This window comes from Nocardia brasiliensis, assembly GCF_042691675.1.
Taxonomy (GTDB): domain Bacteria; phylum Actinomycetota; class Actinomycetes; order Mycobacteriales; family Mycobacteriaceae; genus Nocardia; species Nocardia brasiliensis_D.
The window spans coordinates 3,611,400-3,628,894 of record NZ_CP170507.1 but is presented as its reverse complement, the minus strand read 5'-3'; the positions used below and the strand labels follow the sequence as shown (position 1 = coordinate 3,628,894).

At 64.8% G+C, this 17,495-nt stretch carries 14 protein-coding genes; 1 reads left to right on the top strand and 13 read right to left on the bottom strand.

The genetic code is table 11. The annotated features are described in order from the left end of the window. Positions 1 to 242: 242 nt before the first annotated feature. A complete protein-coding gene (locus ACFK0J_RS16725) occupies positions 243 to 980 on the top strand; it encodes a response regulator (protein WP_378741229.1) in 738 nt (245 codons plus the stop codon). A 99-nt stretch (positions 981 to 1,079) separates the two neighbouring features. Here ACFK0J_RS16725 and ACFK0J_RS16720 read toward each other — a convergent pair whose 3' ends face one another. From ACFK0J_RS16720 to ACFK0J_RS16660, 13 genes are all read right to left on the bottom strand, one after another. Next, complete coding sequence (locus ACFK0J_RS16720) at positions 1,080 to 2,243, bottom strand: sensor histidine kinase (RefSeq protein WP_378741227.1); 1,164 nt, start codon at positions 2,241 to 2,243, stop codon at positions 1,080 to 1,082. A gap of 1,696 nt (positions 2,244 to 3,939) precedes the next feature. Then, entirely contained in the window at positions 3,940 to 4,437 is a 498-nt protein-coding gene (locus tag ACFK0J_RS16715) for a hypothetical protein (RefSeq protein ID WP_378741224.1), read from the bottom strand. A 355-nt stretch (positions 4,438 to 4,792) separates the two neighbouring features. Then, positions 4,793 to 6,559, bottom strand: a complete 1,767-nt coding sequence (locus tag ACFK0J_RS16710) for a flavin-containing monooxygenase (RefSeq protein ID WP_378741221.1) — start codon at positions 6,557 to 6,559, stop codon at positions 4,793 to 4,795. Between the two features lie 117 nt (positions 6,560 to 6,676). Next, positions 6,677 to 7,777 (bottom strand): alpha/beta hydrolase, encoded by a 1,101-nt coding sequence (locus ACFK0J_RS16705; RefSeq protein ID WP_378741219.1) that lies wholly within the window; start codon positions 7,775 to 7,777, stop codon positions 6,677 to 6,679. A 6-nt stretch (positions 7,778 to 7,783) separates the two neighbouring features. Beyond that, a complete protein-coding gene (locus ACFK0J_RS16700) occupies positions 7,784 to 8,653 on the bottom strand; it encodes an MBL fold metallo-hydrolase (RefSeq protein WP_378741217.1) in 870 nt (289 codons plus the stop codon). Positions 8,654 to 8,780: 127 nt separating this feature from the next. Next, entirely contained in the window at positions 8,781 to 9,314 is a 534-nt protein-coding gene (locus tag ACFK0J_RS16695; protein WP_378741215.1) for a hypothetical protein, read from the bottom strand. 109 nt (positions 9,315 to 9,423) lie between these two features. Beyond that, complete coding sequence (locus ACFK0J_RS16690) at positions 9,424 to 10,359, bottom strand: hypothetical protein (protein ID WP_378741213.1); 936 nt, start codon at positions 10,357 to 10,359, stop codon at positions 9,424 to 9,426. Then, complete coding sequence (locus ACFK0J_RS16685) at positions 10,356 to 11,297, bottom strand: hypothetical protein (RefSeq protein ID WP_378741211.1); 942 nt, start codon at positions 11,295 to 11,297, stop codon at positions 10,356 to 10,358. The genes ACFK0J_RS16690 and ACFK0J_RS16685 overlap by 4 nt, the downstream gene beginning before the upstream one ends. Then, the gene (locus ACFK0J_RS16680; RefSeq protein ID WP_378741209.1) at positions 11,294 to 12,151 is read right to left on the bottom strand and encodes a DUF4913 domain-containing protein; all 858 of its coding nucleotides are present in this window, start codon (positions 12,149 to 12,151) and stop codon (positions 11,294 to 11,296) included. The genes ACFK0J_RS16685 and ACFK0J_RS16680 overlap by 4 nt, the downstream gene beginning before the upstream one ends. Then, entirely contained in the window at positions 12,148 to 14,022 is a 1,875-nt protein-coding gene (locus ACFK0J_RS16675) for a type IV secretory system conjugative DNA transfer family protein (protein WP_378741207.1), read from the bottom strand. Before ACFK0J_RS16675 ends, ACFK0J_RS16680 begins: the two co-directional genes overlap by 4 nt. Before the next feature lie 47 nt (positions 14,023 to 14,069). Continuing rightward, the gene (locus ACFK0J_RS16670; protein WP_378741205.1) at positions 14,070 to 15,299 is read right to left on the bottom strand and encodes a hypothetical protein; all 1,230 of its coding nucleotides are present in this window, start codon (positions 15,297 to 15,299) and stop codon (positions 14,070 to 14,072) included. 287 nt (positions 15,300 to 15,586) lie between these two features. Continuing rightward, entirely contained in the window at positions 15,587 to 16,543 is a 957-nt protein-coding gene (locus ACFK0J_RS16665; protein ID WP_378741202.1) for a hypothetical protein, read from the bottom strand. A gap of 12 nt (positions 16,544 to 16,555) precedes the next feature. Continuing rightward, on the bottom strand, positions 16,556 to 17,476 hold the full coding sequence (locus tag ACFK0J_RS16660) for a hypothetical protein (RefSeq protein ID WP_378741200.1): 921 nt from the start codon (positions 17,474 to 17,476) through the stop codon (positions 16,556 to 16,558). Positions 17,477 to 17,495: the final 19 nt, after the last annotated feature.

Below are 17,495 nucleotides of genomic sequence, written 5' to 3'. Positions count from 1 at the left end.
AGAGATGAACTGATCGCAAGGGCCCACTCTCATCCGGCTTGTGGGATGGGCCGAGGACCACGATGGGGTGTTGATCAGGAACCGGAATCGACAGCCAGTCACCCTTTACGGGGGTACGCTCACCGTCGAATCCTCCGACTAAGTACGGGTCTTCGGGGGATCGTGCTGGGGTGTTGTCACCGTGACCGGGGCAAGCGCGTCGCAGCTGGTAGAGAACATTCGACCTGCGGGGGTTGGCAAAGATGGTTGACGTACTGATCGTCGATGATCAACCCCTCGCCCGGGCGGGCCTCGCCGCGATGATCGGCTTGAGCCCCGAGTTGACGGTGGTCGGCGAAGCCGCGACAGGTGACCAGGCAGTCGCTTTGGCAGCGTCTCGTCGTCCGGACGTGGTCGTGATGGACATCCGCATGCCGGGCATGGACGGTATCACTGCCACCGAACGGATCCTCGCCGTTTCGGACTCTGCTCCGCCGCGGGTGCTCATATTGACCACGTTCGACCTGGACGAATACGTCTACACCGCACTGCGTGTCGGCGCATCCGGGTTCCTGCTCAAGGAGGCTTCGCCCGAGCAGGTTCTGGCTGCCATCCACGCGGTTGCCGTCGGCGACATGCTGATTGCGCCGACGGTGACTCGTCGCTTGGTGGAGAAGTTCGCCCAGGGGGGCACCGTGGATCGCAGGCCAGCTCCGGATCTCGATGCCCTGACCATCCGCGAGATCGAGGTATTCCGGCTGGTGGGCGCCGGCCTGTCCAACACCGAAATCGCCGATCGCCTTTGTCTCAGTGATGGCACGGTCAAAACCCACCTCTACCGCGCCATGACCAAACTGGGGCTTCGCAGCCGCGCGCAAGCCGTCGCTGTCGCCTACGAAACCGGCCTCGTCACACCCCGCCGCGCACGCTACGACTCCGCCCAGTCCGGAGGGGCCGGTGACGATACGGCAGGCGACCATCGAGATGGCCAGGCCCCGTAGGGGTCTCGTGTTCCGATGTCTTGAACATACCGTCATCGCTGTGTTTGCCACTGAATCACAACGACCGTGGTGCCGAGCTGTACCTGTGGATCTTGGGCTTCACTGGTGTAGCGGCGTGACCGACGACGGCCACGGCACGGTCAGCACTACGATGTAGCCGCCGTCGGGTCGTGGTCCGGCGGTCAGGGTTCCGCCATATAGCCGGGCGCGTTCGCGCATCCCGAGTAGGCCGTAGCCGCCGTCGGTGGGCGCGATGGTGGCGGCAGGTTCGGCGACGGGCCCCTTGTCATTGGTCACCGTGACCGTGAGTTGCCGGCAATCGCGGTGCAGCACAACGCTGGCTTGGCTCGGGCCGGCGTGTTTGATGACGTTGGTCAGTGCTTCCTGAACGACCCGGTACACCGTGACCTGCAGGCCGGAGGGTAGTTCGTCGATGGCTCCGGTGATCTCCAGCGTGGCGTTCACGCCGACGCCACGCACTCGATCGATCAGCGCCTCGAGTCGCGCGATGCCCGGTGCGGGTTCGGATTCACCGGCTTCAGTGTCGATCTTGGTCGGGGTATCGGAGGTACGGAGAAGTTGGAGGACTCGCCGCAGTTCCTCCAGCGTTTCCCTGGTGATGTCGTTGACGGTGTCGACCGCGGCACGGGCTGTCGGCGGGTCACTGTCGAACGCGTATCTGGCCAGCCCGGCATGCATGGCGGCTACGGAAAGGTGGTGGGCCACGACATCGTGCAGTTCCCGGGCGATCTGCAGGCGCTCTTGAGTGATCGCGTGCTCGACGCGATGTTCCTGCTCGCGTCGTAACTGCTCGGTAGCCTCGGCCAACTGTCGGTTGCGCAGGCTCAACCGTCGAGAAACTCCGGCTAGGAGCCACACCACTGCGGGCGCCGCGACGGCTTGAGCCACCCCGACCGCCTCGGAAAACCCGTGCGTCATCAGCCCGCTGTAGAACAGGGAAGCGCCGAACAGCAGCGCGCCCACCGCTGTCTCGCGGGGCTTCTTCATCGTGGCGACGGTGTAGAACGCCACCATCGGGGCATAGAAGTTGACGTTCGGGAGATAACCGCGCGCCACGTATGCCGTATACGCCAGCGACACTACGACTAGCGTCGCCGTCGGAGCGATCCTGCGCGCTGCCAGGGGAAGACAGATCAACCCGGTGAGCACGTAGGCCATCAGATCGAATCGTCGCCATCCCTCCGGGTGATGCGCGGTGCCGATCAGGGCCATGACCGCAAAAATGGTCAGCGCCAGCGCCATGTCTGTGATCCGCGGGTTTTTGCCACGAAGCCAGGGTGGAAATGCGCGCCTACTAAACAAAAGAGTTCGGCATCTACTCACCACATACTTATCCTACGAGCCGACCGGCAACCTGCGGCTCGGATTCGAGACAAGGTCATGTTTGAGTGAGCTGTAGTACTCCGATGGTGTACGAAATCTGCCACAGCAGTTGACGTGACGACATGCTACGAAATCGGTTTCGTAATATACCATTTTTATCCGATAGTTTCCGCGCATTGAATCCGGTAGTTTCGAGTGCGTCGATAGAGGCAGCGGCATCGTGGCCCTGCTTCGGGGAGATTGATCTGATGACACGAGGGAGGGGTGCGCATCACATATTCCAGCTACAATATCACAAACTCGTGCTAGGGACTCGATGCAGTATTCGGCGCTCTTCGCCAGCTGTCGGTTCGGCAGGTTGCCGACCTTTGTGTCGCAATCGTCGCAGATCGCGAACTGTGCGATCGCGCTGTCACCGCCGATCGCCCGCTCGTTTTCCCGACATCACTCCCGCCTGGCCCGGTTCGCGTAGACATCGTCCTTATAGAGGTGCCGATGCGGATTGCCGCGAGGCAGCAGTGAAGGGAACACATCGGCTAAGGGCGTTGCAGAGCATGGCATCGACGGACGGATCACATCGAATCCGAGAAGTACGCAAACCGCAGCGTTCGCATCTGAAAAGTAAGTAGGAAGAGAGAATACCCATGACTACAGGACTTGCCTTGCGCCGTAGCGCAGTAATCGCCTCGTTTGTAATGGCCACTGCTGGTCTAGCCGGTACTGGCGCGGCTCAACCGGCCCAGCCAACTGAGCCCACCCCGACTACCGAATCCGCAACCGCAACCGCTGACTGCGAAAGGTACGGCTACCTCGGTCGTTTTCGCCACCCATGTAACCAGATCGTGGATAAGAACTGGTTCAGCAGCGGGCGGTTGGAGAGCTTCGGCATCGCTCCCAACAGAACCATCTGGCATGCCTGGCCAGGGAGCGGCAGATGGCACGAAATGCCGCACAACGGCCGCGCCGACCGCGTAGTGAAGGCCAACAACGGCAGTGATGGGCGATCCCGCACCGTCGTGGTCCACGTCAATGGCCGCGGGAACTGGTGTAGCACGGACCCCGGGAACGGCCGCTGGGAGGGCTGGCGCCAATGCCGGGGAGAAGAACTGACCGAGGAGTAACACCCGGTCAAATCGCCCCTGGTGGAAGCAAGTGACCATCGGGTACCGAGCACCGTTTCCGCCAAACGTTCAGTGTCCCGTCACCTGCATGGGTGACGGGATGCTTTCCGCACGTTCACAGGCTTATCGGGGTCAGCTGCCGAAGGCCTGGTCAGGCCCGAATTGGCGATGTTCGCCGGCATCTTCGACGAGCACACCCGGCATCGTCATTCCCCAGCTCAGGGCACTGACACCCTCGTGTCGCTACTGACATTTCGGGCCGTCAATCGCTGACGCACGATGTCGTATCCGCAGGTCAGGGCACTGACATTCTCGTGTCGCCTCTCAACTGAGACCTGGCCAAATCCGCTGAAACGAGACAGCTTCCGTTGTTCTGGCTCAGAATTTCCGGTCTATGGCCGAAGCGCCGACCTGCGGTGGTCCAGATAGTTTGAGTCGAGCCGAAGCGATGTTGGTTCAACATATCTGGTCTTCGTGGAATGGATGGCTTCCGTTCAGAGCGGTCGAGAAAGCCTCCGCGGCAACGCGGTTCGCTTCCAGTCGATGTGCGTTCTGGTGAGGCCGTCGATCCAGTCTGCGACCGGATCGCGGTTGCGTCGCGGCCAGTAGATGCGCTGCGCTACCGGGCCGGCGGGGTTCGGGGCGATAGGCCGGGCCGGGTCATACTCCGGTCGCGGAGCAGCGGATTCGTCGCAGCCGGGGCGCAAACCCGTTTCCAGCTCGATCAGATGTTGTTCCCAGAATCGTGCGAGCTGTGCCTCTGCAGGAGGTAGATCGTCCAGGCTCTGGCCGACCAAACCGCCTGCCCGCACCTGGATTTGACGATCCGAGAGCAGTCGGAACCCCTGCGAGGCGACCAAATGAACCAGCGAAACCACCGTGGCCCCACCCGCAGCGCTCACCAACCTCACGGTCGTGCCCGATATCGCGGCCACCTCATGTTCGGCCTCGTCGAACAGCACGCGGTCCCCAATCCGGATCACGCTCGTCACTGGTTCGCTCCATCGCCAAGTATCGGTTTCACGACACAAAGAAACACGAGGAGTTCACCGAGACGACAGACGACAATCGATGGGCACCAGGCACTTGCTTGACTCCTACAGGATCGGAATCCGGCCGGTTCCAAAAACAAGAATGCGGCGTCCAAAACTTTAGTACCTGCTGGGTGAAGGCGGACTGCCAGTCTGTCAAGGAAACTTTCTACAAAGCCGCAGGCGAGAAATCCAGGATGGGTAAGCATCCACTCTACTTCGACGGTGCCGACGTGACTTGGGCCTAAACGATACTCGGCGAGTCACCGCACAACCTCATCGGATTCGCGACCCCCCATCCGAGGCCGGATGAGGTTCAACTTGACCTAAACGACGGAAGACCTCCCGCACTCGGGCGACGGAGCCTTACCTGGTGACCCGGCCCACTCGCCGCTGGGCACGTACCCGGTTGGTCCCTGCTTATAGCCCCAGCAGGGACTTTCCAGCGAACATCCTTTATTGCCGCATGGCGCGCGATCTCAGCGCACGGTCCCCAACGTTGTGTGCTGCTGGGCGCGCTTGCTCGTGCTTGTTCTCTGTCCAGACAGCCTGCTGGGGCGCTGAGTTGGTTCTCGAAAGCTTTCCAGCCGACTGGTGCTGGCCGGAACCAATTGGTCGGCGCGCCGTTCAGAGCGCGGCGGTAGGCTCGCACTGATGCGGGCCAAGGATTGGTGATTCGGCCGCTGCTGTGCCAGTACCAGCTCGGCGTCGACGGCCACACTGTCTTCAGTACGGCCCGTTCGACGTGTTCCTGGAGTGTCTGTAGTGCGGCGGGGTCGACGCCGATGGCTGGGGCGCCGATCCGTTCGCGCCAGCGCAGGCACCGCATGATGAACTCGATTTGATGCTCCTTCATTTGTGGATTGCTGCCCGCGGGAGTGAAGGTGTTCGGGCCGGCGATCATGAAGAGATTGGGAAATTTTGGGACCGCGGTCCCAAGAAGTGCTGTGGCTCCCGATCGCCACTGCTCGTGCAGCATGGCTCCTCGCTGACCACGCACCATCATCGGGCCGAGGAACTCCGACGCGCGGAAGCCGGTCGCGTAAATGATGGCGTCGGCGTGGTGGTGTCGGTTGTCGGCGGTTTGAATGCCGGTGGTGGTGATATTGGTGATCGGGTCGGTGATCAGCTCGACATTCGGTTCGTTGAGTGCGTGGTAGTAGCCACTGTCGATGAGGATTCGTTTGCCGCCGATGGGATAGTCGGGGGTGAGTTTCACGCGCAAGACGGGGTCTGAGATCCTCCGGCGCAGGTAGCGACGGGCAGCCCATTCGGCGGGCCGGGCTGACCAGCCGCGCCGCATGATCGGTGCCAGCACGGCGTCCGAGGCAAAGGCGAGCGCGTGCCGGTAGATCTTGTGGCCGAACGGCACTGCTAGAGCGATTCTCGCCAGTGGTCCGAAGTGTGTGGCGGGCTTGGGTAGCACCCAGTTGGGGGTGCGTTGGAATACGCGCACGGTACGGGCGAGACCCGCCAGGGCAGGTACTAACTGGGCTGCGCTGGATCCGGTGCCGACGACTGCGATGTCGAGCCCGTGCAGGTCTTGGTCGTGGTCCCAGCGCGCCGAGTGGAACGCGGGTCCGCTGAATTCAGATTGTCCGGGGAACTCAGGGATGTGGGGGTGATGCAGCTGACCGACAGCGAAGACCACGACCTCGGCGACGATGTTGTGCCCGGAGGTCGTTGTCAGCCACCAGCTGCCTTCGGTGTCGAGGTAGGTGGCTTCGTTGATGGCAGTGTTCAACTGCAGGTGCGGTTCCAGTCCGTGCTCGCTGACGACGTTTTGGAGGTAGGCGAGGATCTCGGGTTGGCCGGGGTACCGGGTTCTGCGATCTCGGTAGGGGGCGAAGGAGAACGAGTAGAGGTGCGACGGTACGTCGCAGTTGCAGTCAGGATAGGTGTTGTCGCGCCAGACACCGCCGACGGTGTTTCCGCTGTCGAGGATCGTGAAGTTCTCGGTCCCAGCGTGTTTGAGTGCCACGGCCATGCCGATGCCACCGAAGCCCGCGCCGATGACGACCACTTTGAAGTGCGGGATTCCGTTCGCCGGTTCGCGGTGGCGGGTGCTGCTTTGAGTAGGCATCGCGATGATTCCTTGTCTTGGATGTCGCAGGGCCCGGTGACGGCGAGGTGGTTTCGTCTGTCCGGGGTGCGCGGGTCCGGGTCAGCGCTCGCCATGGGGGCAGTTGGTTCTGCCGCACTAGGACGTGGCGGTGGTGAACCAGTTGCTCACGGCGGCGTGGTAGTCGCCGGTGTTGGAGGCGAGGTTGAGTGCGCGTCCGGCGTCGGGGAGCACGAAGGCAGTGAGGATGCCGTGCGCGAAATACGGTGCCTCGGCGGCGTGCAGGGCGTCGGTGTTGGCGCAGACTTGTGGTGCGCAGAGCTTGTCGGCGGAGCCGTTGGTTAGCAGGACTGGCACATTGATTTGGTTGGTCAATGCCGTTACCGCGGTCGGGAGTCCGTCGAGGAGTTCGGTGATGGTGAATACATCGGCGGACTGTTCGGCGATCTCCCGAGTTTGCGGCGGGGTCTCAGCGGGCAGGAATGAGGCTGCGCGCGTTCCGGGTGCGGTGGTCAGATAAGCCAGGTTGTAGCCTCGGCCGGCGAATCGCGGGTCGATGGCGGCGGGCACGAAGGTGATTGCTGCGCTGAGTGCTCCGAGGACGTTGATGTGGTGGGAGTAGCCGCTGAGGAACACCGCGTCGACGTCGTGGTAGGTGGTGGCTTCCAGGATCGCGATCCCTGCACCGAGGGACACCCCGCCCAGGATGATCTTGGAAAACGGTTGAGCATCGCTTAGTCCGCGGCGTAGTTCACCGACGATCTGGTGGATCCCGGCGGCTTGCCCGATCGAGGTGACGGCGGTACCGGGCGGGCGGCTGCTGGTGCCGGTGCCGAGGCGGTCCACGGTCAAGGTGGCATAGCCCGCAGCGTTCATCGCGCGGCGAAAGTTGTGCGTTTGGGGTTGATAGGTTGAGTCCCAATAGTTTTGGTTGATGCTGGCGCCGGGTATCAGCAGCATGACCGCGTCGGTCGCCGGTCCTGGGACGCAGAGCGTCGCGCCCATGCGTCCGCCGGGGAAGTCGAATGCCGTGGCGGTGCATTTGACGGGCTCGGGAGCTGGGTGTGCGAGGCCGGGGGCCACGCTCAGCATGGCGGTGACGACGAGCAGTCCGATTCCGGTTCGGATGCGCGGGTGATCCTTGGTGGTGAACCGGCAATGGAACCGGGCGCTGTCGCCGCGAGCGTGGGCGGCTGCTCGGCCCAATCCTTGTGCTGCGGTGGGTGTGGTGCCTCTCATCGTGATTCACCTGGCATTCTCGGCGATCCACCGGCGGCCCAGGCTCGTCTGGGTGACGTGGCCGAGTTGGACGTCGGCGAAGTGGACTCCGAAACCAGTGGTGTCGTCGCGGCTGAGTTCATTGATGAGATGGCGCGCGGTGGTGACCGATCGAACGGGATCGTCGTCGGACGCTGAGCTCAGATGTGGATGGCTGATCTGGATGGGGCTGGCGATGGCGTCACCGAAGGCGAGGAGCCTGCGCCCGCCGGAGCCGATGCTGTAGGCGATGTGGCCGAGGGTGTGCCCGGGGGTGGCGATGGCCTCGACCCCGGGCAGGATTGTTTGGCCGTCGGTGATGGTGTGGACTCGGGAGGCGAAGACATCGAGCATCTCGTTGGCGACACCGTCGGTGTTCGCGAGTTCGGGGTGAGACCATTCGACGGCACCGACGAGTACCTCAGCGTGTGCGAAGGGGCTCGCGGATTGCCCGGGTGCGCTTTGCCATAGCCAACCCAGATGGTCCAGGTGCAAGTGCGTCAGCGCGATCAGGTCGATATCGTCCGCTGATTTGTCGACTGCGGCAAGGCTTTCCAGTAGCTGCCCGCCACGAAGGAGCCCGAATGGGGTGGACAGGGCAACAGGCCCGACGCCGGTGTCGATGAGCATGGTGTGGTGATCGATTTCGATCATGAGGGCACCGACACTGGCGACGAGGTATCCGTCGGGGTTGATCAGATGTGTGTGGTCGAGCCACATCTCCTCATCCGCTACCGGTAACCAGGCGCGTGGTTCGACCAGCGCGACGCCGTCGGGAAGATAGGTGACGCGGTGCGCGCCGAACTGGCGGCTGTAAACGGTTGCCGGTCGGGTGAATCGATCGAGACTGATGGTCATGGGGTTCCTGTTCTCGGTTGCGCGGATGCTCTGCGGTCGAAGCGAGCGAGCGATACGCGGGCTCGGGCGGCGGGGATCATGGCGGTGTCGTGGACCGGTCATGGCTCGGATAGGAGCAAAGGTGTGGTCATGGTCGGCTCGTAGCCGGCCGGGAATCGAAGCGTTCGTGTTCATCCCGTGCTGCTGGTAGCCACTGATCGGAGAAGGCGCCAGTTGCCGCGGTGGTGGCGGCGGTTGTTCGGCACCCGGCGAGGACGAACAGGCTCAGGTCGAGTGAATTGGGTTGACTGAGTCGAAGTTTGATGTTTCCCCGCTCGGGGCGTTCTTCGCGGGGTTTTGTGTATTCCTCGACGATGCGGGCGAACTTGTCAACGCGACGCATAGCGACATGATCTGGTTCGAGGGTCGTGCCGGTTCGGATTCGCCCCGACGGCATATGGTCGTAGTCAGCGTAATCGTCTGTACTGCAATCGAAGTCGAGCACTTCGGAACGAGTGTTCAGATCACGCAGGTACCTGATTATCCAGTGGGGGTCCAGATCGCACGGCAGTGCGGTGAGTGGTTGCCCTCGCCTGTGATCGATGATCCATTCCGACGCGTCGCGCGGGCTTGTCATCAACGTCTCAGGCAGGCTGGCGACGAAGTGTAGGCGTCGTTTCATTATGAGATTCCTTTCTGGTGGACCACGTTGGTTGTGGTGAATCCGAGGCGGGTGAACCGCGGTCTCGGGTCGCCGCGAGCGGCGGGGGCTCGAAGGTGGACGAGACGGGTTACGGGTCAGGTCCGCAGTCACTGAACACGGTGTCGGCCGCTTCGCCGGACTCGGCTCCAGCCACGCTCTGTTCGGGGTGCACGGTGTCGTCGAGGGTCGCGTCGATGATCGCGGCGTCGATGTCGGCTCCGGTGTCGAGTTGCTCGCTCAGCAGGGTGTGCAGGACGTGGTGAGCTCGTTCGATCAACGACGCCGGGTCCGGCGGCTGCCGAGCAGCTGGATCTGGGGTCGTGATGTCGTTGCCGGCGTTGGCGCGTCGCAGGTTCTTCAGCGAGCGCCGTACGCTCGAGGCAATCGACTCCGCGGCGTGGCGCCGCCACACCATGTCGAGGTCACCGGGGCTGTAGCGCAGGAAGTCGCTGACGCGGTCACGAAATTCCTCGTCGCTGACGGTGAAGATCTCCTCGCGGTCGCGCCCCGGTATGCCAACCGCGTCGGCGGTGCGGGCCGCGCGCGTCCACAGCGCCTCGAGGTTCCTGCTGAACTGGTGCGCCGCTGCGGGATCTAAAGCTGGTGAGCCTGTCGTTGCGGCGAGCAGGTGTTCGCGCACGGCGTGGACTGCGGCCATTTCGGTCATTTGGCGGGTGTCGTCGACGACCCGGCTGGCGGTGCGGCGCCGCGGTGGTGTGTGGGCCGGGGGTAGGCGCTGTTCGGGGGTCCAGTCCTGACCGGTGTGGCCTAGCTGGCGTGCGTGTTCGACCCAGCTGGGCGGTATACCGTTGCCGTAGGCGCGGGCCTCGGTCAGTTTCCGGTCGCGGTCGACCTCCCGCAGCCGAATGAACTCGTCGTTGTCCTGCACCGCACCGAGGTAGCCGTTGTGAGCTATTCGGCCTAAATACCTCGCCTGGCTGGCTAATTCATGGATTCGGCCCAGGATTTTGGCTTGTTCAGCGGGTAGGTCGCGCACCCGAAGCGCGGGGGGTGGGCCGGTCATCGTCCGAACCTTTCGGGCGCCGAGGAGAACTGGGGGGCAGGGATTTCCCAGTCGAGGCCACTGTCGAAGCTCCAGGAGTCCGGCTCGGGGGTTTGGCTGAATAGTGGTGGCCCCGGGCGGGTTTCGACGCCAGCATCGGCAGTCGATATCGGTTCCGCGGCCGTGAGGGCAGAGTCGATCGCCGCCCCGTCGGTCGCGGCTTGAAACTGTGGTTGCACCGGTGGCAGTGCGCTGCTGATCGCGGTAGCCAGATTCTGCGCCGAGGGCAGGGCCTCAGCGGTATCGGTCACGATGCCGGCGGTACCGAGCGCGATTGCTTGCAGTGCGTAGCGGCGGGTATCGGTGTAGGCGGCGATGGTCCAGCGGTTTATTACCGCCTCGGCGGATAGCCCGTCCACCAGCGCCGCCCCGGCGTGTGCCCAGTCCGCGGTAGTGCCCCAAAGCTGTTCGCCGAGTTCGGCGTCGAGTCCAAGCAGGTTCGCGATCCCGTGGGTGCGGGTCCGCAGGGCACGCAGGTTTTTCTCGAGATCCCCGGACGCGGGTGGCTCCGGTGCCGGATTGATCGTGCGGCGGGCGATGTCGAAGACGGTCCAGTGCTGCAGCAGTTGCACGTCCGCGGTGAGGTCGCCTAGGACCCGGTCCAAATCGAGGGGTTCGCCAGCACGCAGGCCAAGATTGGCGCGCCAGGTGATGCCGTTTCGTCCGCGTTCACGCACGTGATCTATCCACGCCTGGGGCACTCCGCCCGCGTAGGCGGCCTTTTCCAACGCGTCGTGCAGGATTGCGACGCCGTGATAGTCCTCGAACCAGGACGGTGGTGGGCGTTGTCCGGTGTGGGTTATGCGTTGATTTGCCGTGTTGATCATGGCGGTCAGCTCGACGGCCCGATTCTGTAGTGCTTTGAGCACATGCCGTTGCGCGGGTGTCGGCTTGCTCATGAGGATGCCTGTCGGGGGATGGCCTGGGCGAGGGTGCGGAAGTCCGGCCCGAAGCCCAGCCGCTCGGTCGATGTTTTCGCCCCGGGCGGGCCGAACCATGCGGTGGGGATCGGCGCGCTGGGTAGGCCGGGGCATTCGGTGTGCTGGTCCGGGGTGCAGCGGTACAGCGGCCCCCGGGACGCTTCGAGGACTTCGCGCAGGTGGACGTCGATGTGGCGCAGAAACAATGTGCTCATCGCGGCGGGGTCATCGGCGCGGACCGCGGCCTCGAAGCCGCGATGCATGGCCGCGAAGCGCAGGACAACGTTGCGGTGACGCCACCACTGCCGACACCAGCTGTATTGACCTTCACGGTTATTGGCCGCGGTCCGTACCGAAGTCACCGGCAGCAGCCACTGCTGCACGAAGTCGGAGTAGTGAGCGAACAGCTTCGGCGGAGGCGGCTTTTCCCCGAGCGGTGTCGGTGTCGGTGTGGGAGGCGGGCCGAACCAGCCCTCCGGCACGGGATCGAATGGCAGCGACGGGGTGCTCACGTGGATCAGGCGGGTGCAGCGGTACAACGGGCCGTTCGCGGCATCCAAGATCGTGCGTAAATGCCCGTCGACCGAGAGCAGGAACGTGCTCAAACTGGTGCCCGCACGAGAGCGACGTTGGCCTTCGAACGCGGTGTGCAGGTGCGCGATACGCACCGCGACCGACCGATGCGCCCACCACTGCGGACACCAGGTATAGGTGTTTTCCCGGTTCGCCTCGGCCAGGCGCACGGTGATGTAGGGCAACAACCATTTCTCGGCGAACTCGGTGAAATTGCTGTAGCACGGCGGGTTCGAGGCAGATCCGGTGCTGGTGCTCATAACGGGTCTTCCCCGTCCTCGAAGGCCGCTGGGGAGGCAGGTAGTGCGATCGTCGCGGCGGCGGACTTCTCGAATCGGGCCAGCGAGGCGTGGATCAGCGGCGCGTATTCGGTGTCCTGCCACCAGTTCTTGCGGACCACGACCGGTCCGTAGCCCGGCAGCCGCACCAGGGCACGGTCTTTGGGCAACGCCGCCAGCAGGGAAACATCCAGGATCGGCTCGGCCCGCCAGGCCAATGTCCGGTTCGCCCCGCCGGCGCCGTGGCTGCGGGAGCGGTCGGCCACATCGTGCGGGCCGGCCATGGCTGCCCAGTGTTCGAGGTAGTCCACCGTGGCCACTCCACCCCCGTAAACCTCGATACTTTGAGCCCGCATGGTCCTCAAACCGTTTGCGCCCCATAGGTCTTCGCCTTGCTCCACCACCTGCAGAATGGTGATCAGCACGATGCCGCAACCGCCGGCGTAGGTGTAATAGGAGGGCAACTCGGCGATGCGCGCACAATTGGCTGCCTCGTCGAGCACCGCGAGCAGGGGCACTTTCAACCGGCCGTCGGGTCGCGCGCGTGCGGTGGTGAGGGCGGCCTCGCAGATCTGGCCGACCAGCGCCGCGGTCAAGGGAGTGGCGCTATCGGGTCCTGCCATCGACAGCGCATACAACGTGTCGGTCGAGGTAACGAACTCGCGCGGCCGGAACTGCGGCAGGTCGTGGGTCGGGTTCTGCTCGGTCCGGTCGATCACCACCGCGGTACCGCCACCAGCCTTCGGTGCGGCTTCACGCACGCGCAATTGGTAGCGCTGCGGTGGGGTGACCATGCGGGCGTAGCCCTCATCCGAGAGCGAACCCAGGAACCGTCGCGCCATGTCATAGAGACCGTCTCGTTGACGGGCGTAGAGGGCTTGCGATTCGACGATGCGCTCGGCGGCGCGCTGATGGCCGTAGTGGCGCAAGATCAACGCTGGGGTGAGATCTTGATCGCGGCCGAGCCATTCCGCGACATGCAGCAGATCGCCTTGCACGCAGGCCGCGGCATAGATATACAGCGCCAGCAATTCTTGCGCCCCGCCATCGAAATAACTGTCTACCTTGGCATTTGCCGCCTGCGCTGCCGAACCCGCGGCGGCGGTGACGAAGAAACTCGCCAGCTTGCGCGCGGCCGGCAAGGTCTCGACCTGGGCGAGCAGGTCGACCCAGAACCCGCACTCGATGCGGCCGGTGACCGCTTGCAGGTCACACAGCCACACCCGTCCGCGCTGTTCGCGCCCGAACACCGTGTGCCGGTAGAGATCCGGCTTGTTCGACGTCGCCAGGCACGGCCCCCACGCCGCCAGCACCGCGGGGATCGCCCACGCCATCGTCTTGCCGGTGCGTGTACCCGCGGTGATGGTCACGCCGAGTTCCGCGGGCACATACAGCCCCACTCCCCCGATCACGGTCGTGCCCAGCGGTGGACCCTTGAGCGCCTGGATTTCCGGTGCGGCGTCACGCAGCAGCCGCTGGTTGGCCATCGCGTTGTCGCGCACACGCGCCAACCGGATCTCCCGCGGCCGCTGCATCGTGCGCGCCGCCGCGTCGATCTCGGTGCCCGCGTATAGCATCCGCCAGCACCCGAACGCCACGCAAGCTCCGGTCGCGGCGAAGACGACCGCCACTACCGTGGCTTGCCACGGCCACGATTGCCGCCCCGACAGCACCCGCAGTAGCGCGGTCACCGGATGGCCGGCAACCGGCACCCCGGCCCACCAACAACCCACACACAACGCAGCCCACACCCCTACGGCGGCGACTACCAGCGCCATGAACACCAGCAGCAGCGCGGTCTCCTCTCCGATCCCGCGTTTGGTCCGGCGCCGGGTCTCCCGGTTCGCGATCATGATCATTTGCTCCTGACTTGACGAAAAAGGTTCGTTGTCTTGGGTTTTCAGGGATCGATGTCCCTGGTTGCGTCGTGCGAGGGGGATGATCGATTCACGTCGAGTCCCTCGGGGGCCTGCTGCCAGTCGGGGCGCTCGGCGTCGGCCGAGGCGGCGTCGACGGCTTGGCCGATCGCGACCCCGCCGTTCGAGAGGTTCGCTGCTAGCGCGGGCGGGTCCGGTGCGCCGAGGCCGTCGTGGCGCCGTGGCGCGCGGTCGAGCTGCATCGGGCCGGGATCACTGCTGCCGGTGGCGGGGTTCAGGCGCGGATCACCCGGGCCGTCACGCCAGTAGGTGCCGGTCTGTCCGGCAAGGCACACACTTCTGATCACCTCGGTCGGGGCACCGGCCAGGGCGGCGGCCACACGAGCGCTGCGGTACTTCGCGCTGATCTGCTCCAGCGCAGCGACTTTGGCCAGGTTGTACTCGACGGAATCCGCGGCGAGGTCGTTTGTGGACTCGACCGTGCGCGTGTGCTCGGCATACAGGTCTTGCAGCACCTGCAACGCCTCGCGCTGCGTGGCCGCGAGCGCCTCGACTGCCGGTGTCGTTGGCACCTGATCCGGTATCGCGGCGGGCCCCGGGGCATCGGGGGACTCGAGGTCTTCGGCTATCTCGGGATATCGGCCGGTTCCGGCGATGATCGCGCCGACCTGCTCGAGGTCCAGCAACGATTGAGGGGTTCCCAAAGCACGATCGAGCACGTTTCGTGGCGATGGCGTCGAATCCGCGACGTTCGCGGGCGCCGGGCCCGGCTCGTGGTCAGCGTTCGCGTCGACGGTCGTGCTCGGCGCCCGAGGCAGCGGTTGCCAGCGGGCGCTGTCCTGCTCAGAACCGGTGATGCCCGGTTCCCAGCGGCCGGTGAGTTCACCGGCCTGGCGCAGGTTGCGCAAACCGAACTCGTCGACGCCTTGCTCACCTGCGGCGTGGGCACGCTCGAGTTCGCGCAGCTCTTGGGCAGCCTGATCGGGTGTCATGGACCATTTGAGGAACGCGTCGCGCAGCCGGATCCACTGGTTGCTGCGGACCACTGACTCGTGGCGGCTCCATTTGGCGGCCAGCTTGCCAGCCTGCGCTCGGAATGCAGCACCCTGCTGGGGAGTCTCGGCACTCGCAGCGATCTCGCGCAGGTAGAACCAGTGCGCTGCATCCGCGCGCAGTTGGGCTTCGAGACTGTCGGCCGCATCGGGGTAGTACTCAGGGCTATTGGGACCGCTTTGCCGCTCGAGCCAGCTCATGACACTGGCCTCACGTCGATGAGGCCGTCACCGATGCCACGGCGAGCCGGGCGCGGTGATCGGTTGAGCGCGTGCGGGTTTGGGCAAGTAGGGGTGGACATCGTCGACCTCCTGCGGAGGGGTGCGTGCCACTGTGTTGTCAACGCGAGGTGGCAGCGGTGTTCAGATGTCCCCGGCAATCGGGTTCGGCATGCAGGTCAGTACCCTGTGACCAGCCGCCGAGGAAAAATGCAGGCGGTGCAGGTGTTATTCGGTCGGGTTCGTCAGAGGCTCCGTTCTTCGGCGGGTCAGATGTCCACACCCGGGTCCGGGCGGCCAATCTCGGTCCGGGGTGGGCTGTCCTCACTTTCGAATCCCCAACCCGACGGGCCATCAGGCAGTGCGAGGTTCACGGCCTCGGTCGCTGCCGCACTGGGGCCGAGGTCGTGGTGTGCGGTGGCCTCGACGAATTCCGCGCGCAGCGCTGTCGCGGCGACGTCGAGCATTTGCCGCGGGGTCGGCAGGCTGACCCCAGCGTCGGCGAGGGTCTTGGCGACATCGAGATCGTCGGAAACATACGGTGGGCGTGCGGGTTTCGGGCTCGCTATCGCGTACCGGCTCCATTCGGCAACCACGCTCAACTCGTCGAGCCGTTCGATGGTGACCGTATGAAGCCGACGCAGGCCCTCGGCCGTGGCGCCCCACAGCGTGGCGGCCTCGGTAGCGGTGATCCGCGCTCCTGCCGCCAAGGCATTGACCCGCTGGAACTGGCGGTGGGTGTTCTCCGCGAATTTCCAGACCGCCAGCGGATTGTTCCCGAAATCCCAGCGGCCGGTCTCGATGCGATCCCGTCGCAGGGCTTCCAGACTGACCATGCGTTCGAGGTCCCACAGTTCGACCTCGAGCATGTCGTGGCACATGGCCTCGATGGAGTCCCCCCGGCCCGGAGCTCGTGGACCCGCGCCGCGCCGGGGCACGGGTCGCCTACCGGTGTGTCCGAACTCTCGGACATCATCGATCACCTGCGCAGGGATACCGGCACTCAATGCCTGCTCTTCGAAATGGGCACGTCGGCGTTGCAGGTCCTCGAACTGTGCGATGACGGTTGCCTGGCGATCTCGATCCTCGCTCGGGTCCTGGCTGGTCCGGTATCCGGCCCTCCGGACGCGGGTTTCCTCCGCGGCCAGCTGCTGAATACTGCGCAGCAGCTGGTCGCGCCAGTCGCTCACCCGCTCCGAAGGCCAGGGTTGCAAGGGGTTGGTCATGACCGCCGCCGCTCACAGCTCGTGGCTGGCGCCATGACCGGGGTCGCGGCTGATCGCGTCACGTTCGGCACTGGGCTCGGCGGTCCAGGTCGTCTCCGGCGGATTGGCCAGGGCGGCCTCGACCTGACTGTCGGCGCGTTGACCTGCCGACTGCGTGGACAAGGCATCGGTGGCGTTGTCGATCAGGACCGCCGGTCGCGGGGGACCGAGGCTGGATAGATCGGTGCCCGAGGACAGGGCGAGGTTGTCGGTGTCGCGGCGGGCACTGTGTTCCAGGCCGCGCCAGGTGTAGGTGCGCCAGCGCTCGTAGAGTTCGGCGTCGTCATAGGTGTGCACAGTGACCGCGCTCAGATGCCTCCAGCCGTGGTGATCGCGACCCCAAATCTCCTGGGCTTCCACGCGACTCAACTCCACGACCTGGGCGACGGCGGCTGCTCGTTGCCACAGCGCCGCCATGTTGCGGTCGAATTGCGAGGTGGCTGCCGCGTCGTAGGGGAATCGGTGGTCGTGGTTGCGGATCTGGTGTTCGACCCGGATCACGGCCATGTGCTCGAGCTGCCACACGTCCTGGGCGATGCCGCCGACCATGTGCGCGCGCACGGGTTCTTCGCCGTGGCGCATTGCCGGTGGTGAGTGCATGCTGTCGCCCCACCGCTGACCCCATTGCCCGGCCTCTCGGGCCGCCGCGATCGCGGCGCTCGGCACGCCCACTCCGGTAGCGTGCAGTTCGATCTCGCGCAGGTCGGAGCGGAGCACCATCAGATGTGTGCGCCAGGTCTGGACCTTGATGTTGGCGGCGCCGTCGGGTGGGTCGTAGTCGGGGAACGCGTGTCTCAGGGCTTTGGCATGGTCGGCGGCGGTGTTCTGGATCTTCTCGAGCAGCCGCAGCTTCCAGCTGGGCAGGTCCTGCGACGCTGGTATCGGTCGAGTCATCGGTCATGCTCCGATCGGC

Excerpts from the sequence above, each read along its gene's own strand:
- ACFK0J_RS16725 (WP_378741229.1), top strand. The coding sequence starts at position 243 with ATGGTTGACGTACTGATCGTCGATGATCAACCCCTCGCCCGGGCGGGC.
- ACFK0J_RS16720 (WP_378741227.1), bottom strand. The coding sequence starts at position 2,243 with ATGGCGCTGGCGCTGACCATTTTTGCGGTCATGGCCCTGATCGGCACC.
- ACFK0J_RS16710 (WP_378741221.1), bottom strand. The coding sequence starts at position 6,559 with ATGCCTACTCAAAGCAGCACCCGCCACCGCGAACCGGCGAACGGAATC.
- ACFK0J_RS16705 (WP_378741219.1), bottom strand. The coding sequence starts at position 7,777 with ATGAGAGGCACCACACCCACCGCAGCACAAGGATTGGGCCGAGCAGCC.
- ACFK0J_RS16700 (WP_378741217.1), bottom strand. The coding sequence starts at position 8,653 with ATGACCATCAGTCTCGATCGATTCACCCGACCGGCAACCGTTTACAGC.
- ACFK0J_RS16695 (WP_378741215.1), bottom strand. The coding sequence starts at position 9,314 with ATGAAACGACGCCTACACTTCGTCGCCAGCCTGCCTGAGACGTTGATG.
- ACFK0J_RS16690 (WP_378741213.1), bottom strand. The coding sequence starts at position 10,359 with ATGACCGGCCCACCCCCCGCGCTTCGGGTGCGCGACCTACCCGCTGAA.
- ACFK0J_RS16685 (WP_378741211.1), bottom strand. The coding sequence starts at position 11,297 with ATGAGCAAGCCGACACCCGCGCAACGGCATGTGCTCAAAGCACTACAG.
- ACFK0J_RS16680 (WP_378741209.1), bottom strand. The coding sequence starts at position 12,151 with ATGAGCACCAGCACCGGATCTGCCTCGAACCCGCCGTGCTACAGCAAT.
- ACFK0J_RS16675 (WP_378741207.1), bottom strand. The coding sequence starts at position 14,022 with ATGATCGCGAACCGGGAGACCCGGCGCCGGACCAAACGCGGGATCGGA.
- ACFK0J_RS16670 (WP_378741205.1), bottom strand. The coding sequence starts at position 15,299 with ATGAGCTGGCTCGAGCGGCAAAGCGGTCCCAATAGCCCTGAGTACTAC.
- ACFK0J_RS16665 (WP_378741202.1), bottom strand. The coding sequence starts at position 16,543 with ATGACCAACCCCTTGCAACCCTGGCCTTCGGAGCGGGTGAGCGACTGG.
- ACFK0J_RS16660 (WP_378741200.1), bottom strand. The coding sequence starts at position 17,476 with ATGACTCGACCGATACCAGCGTCGCAGGACCTGCCCAGCTGGAAGCTG.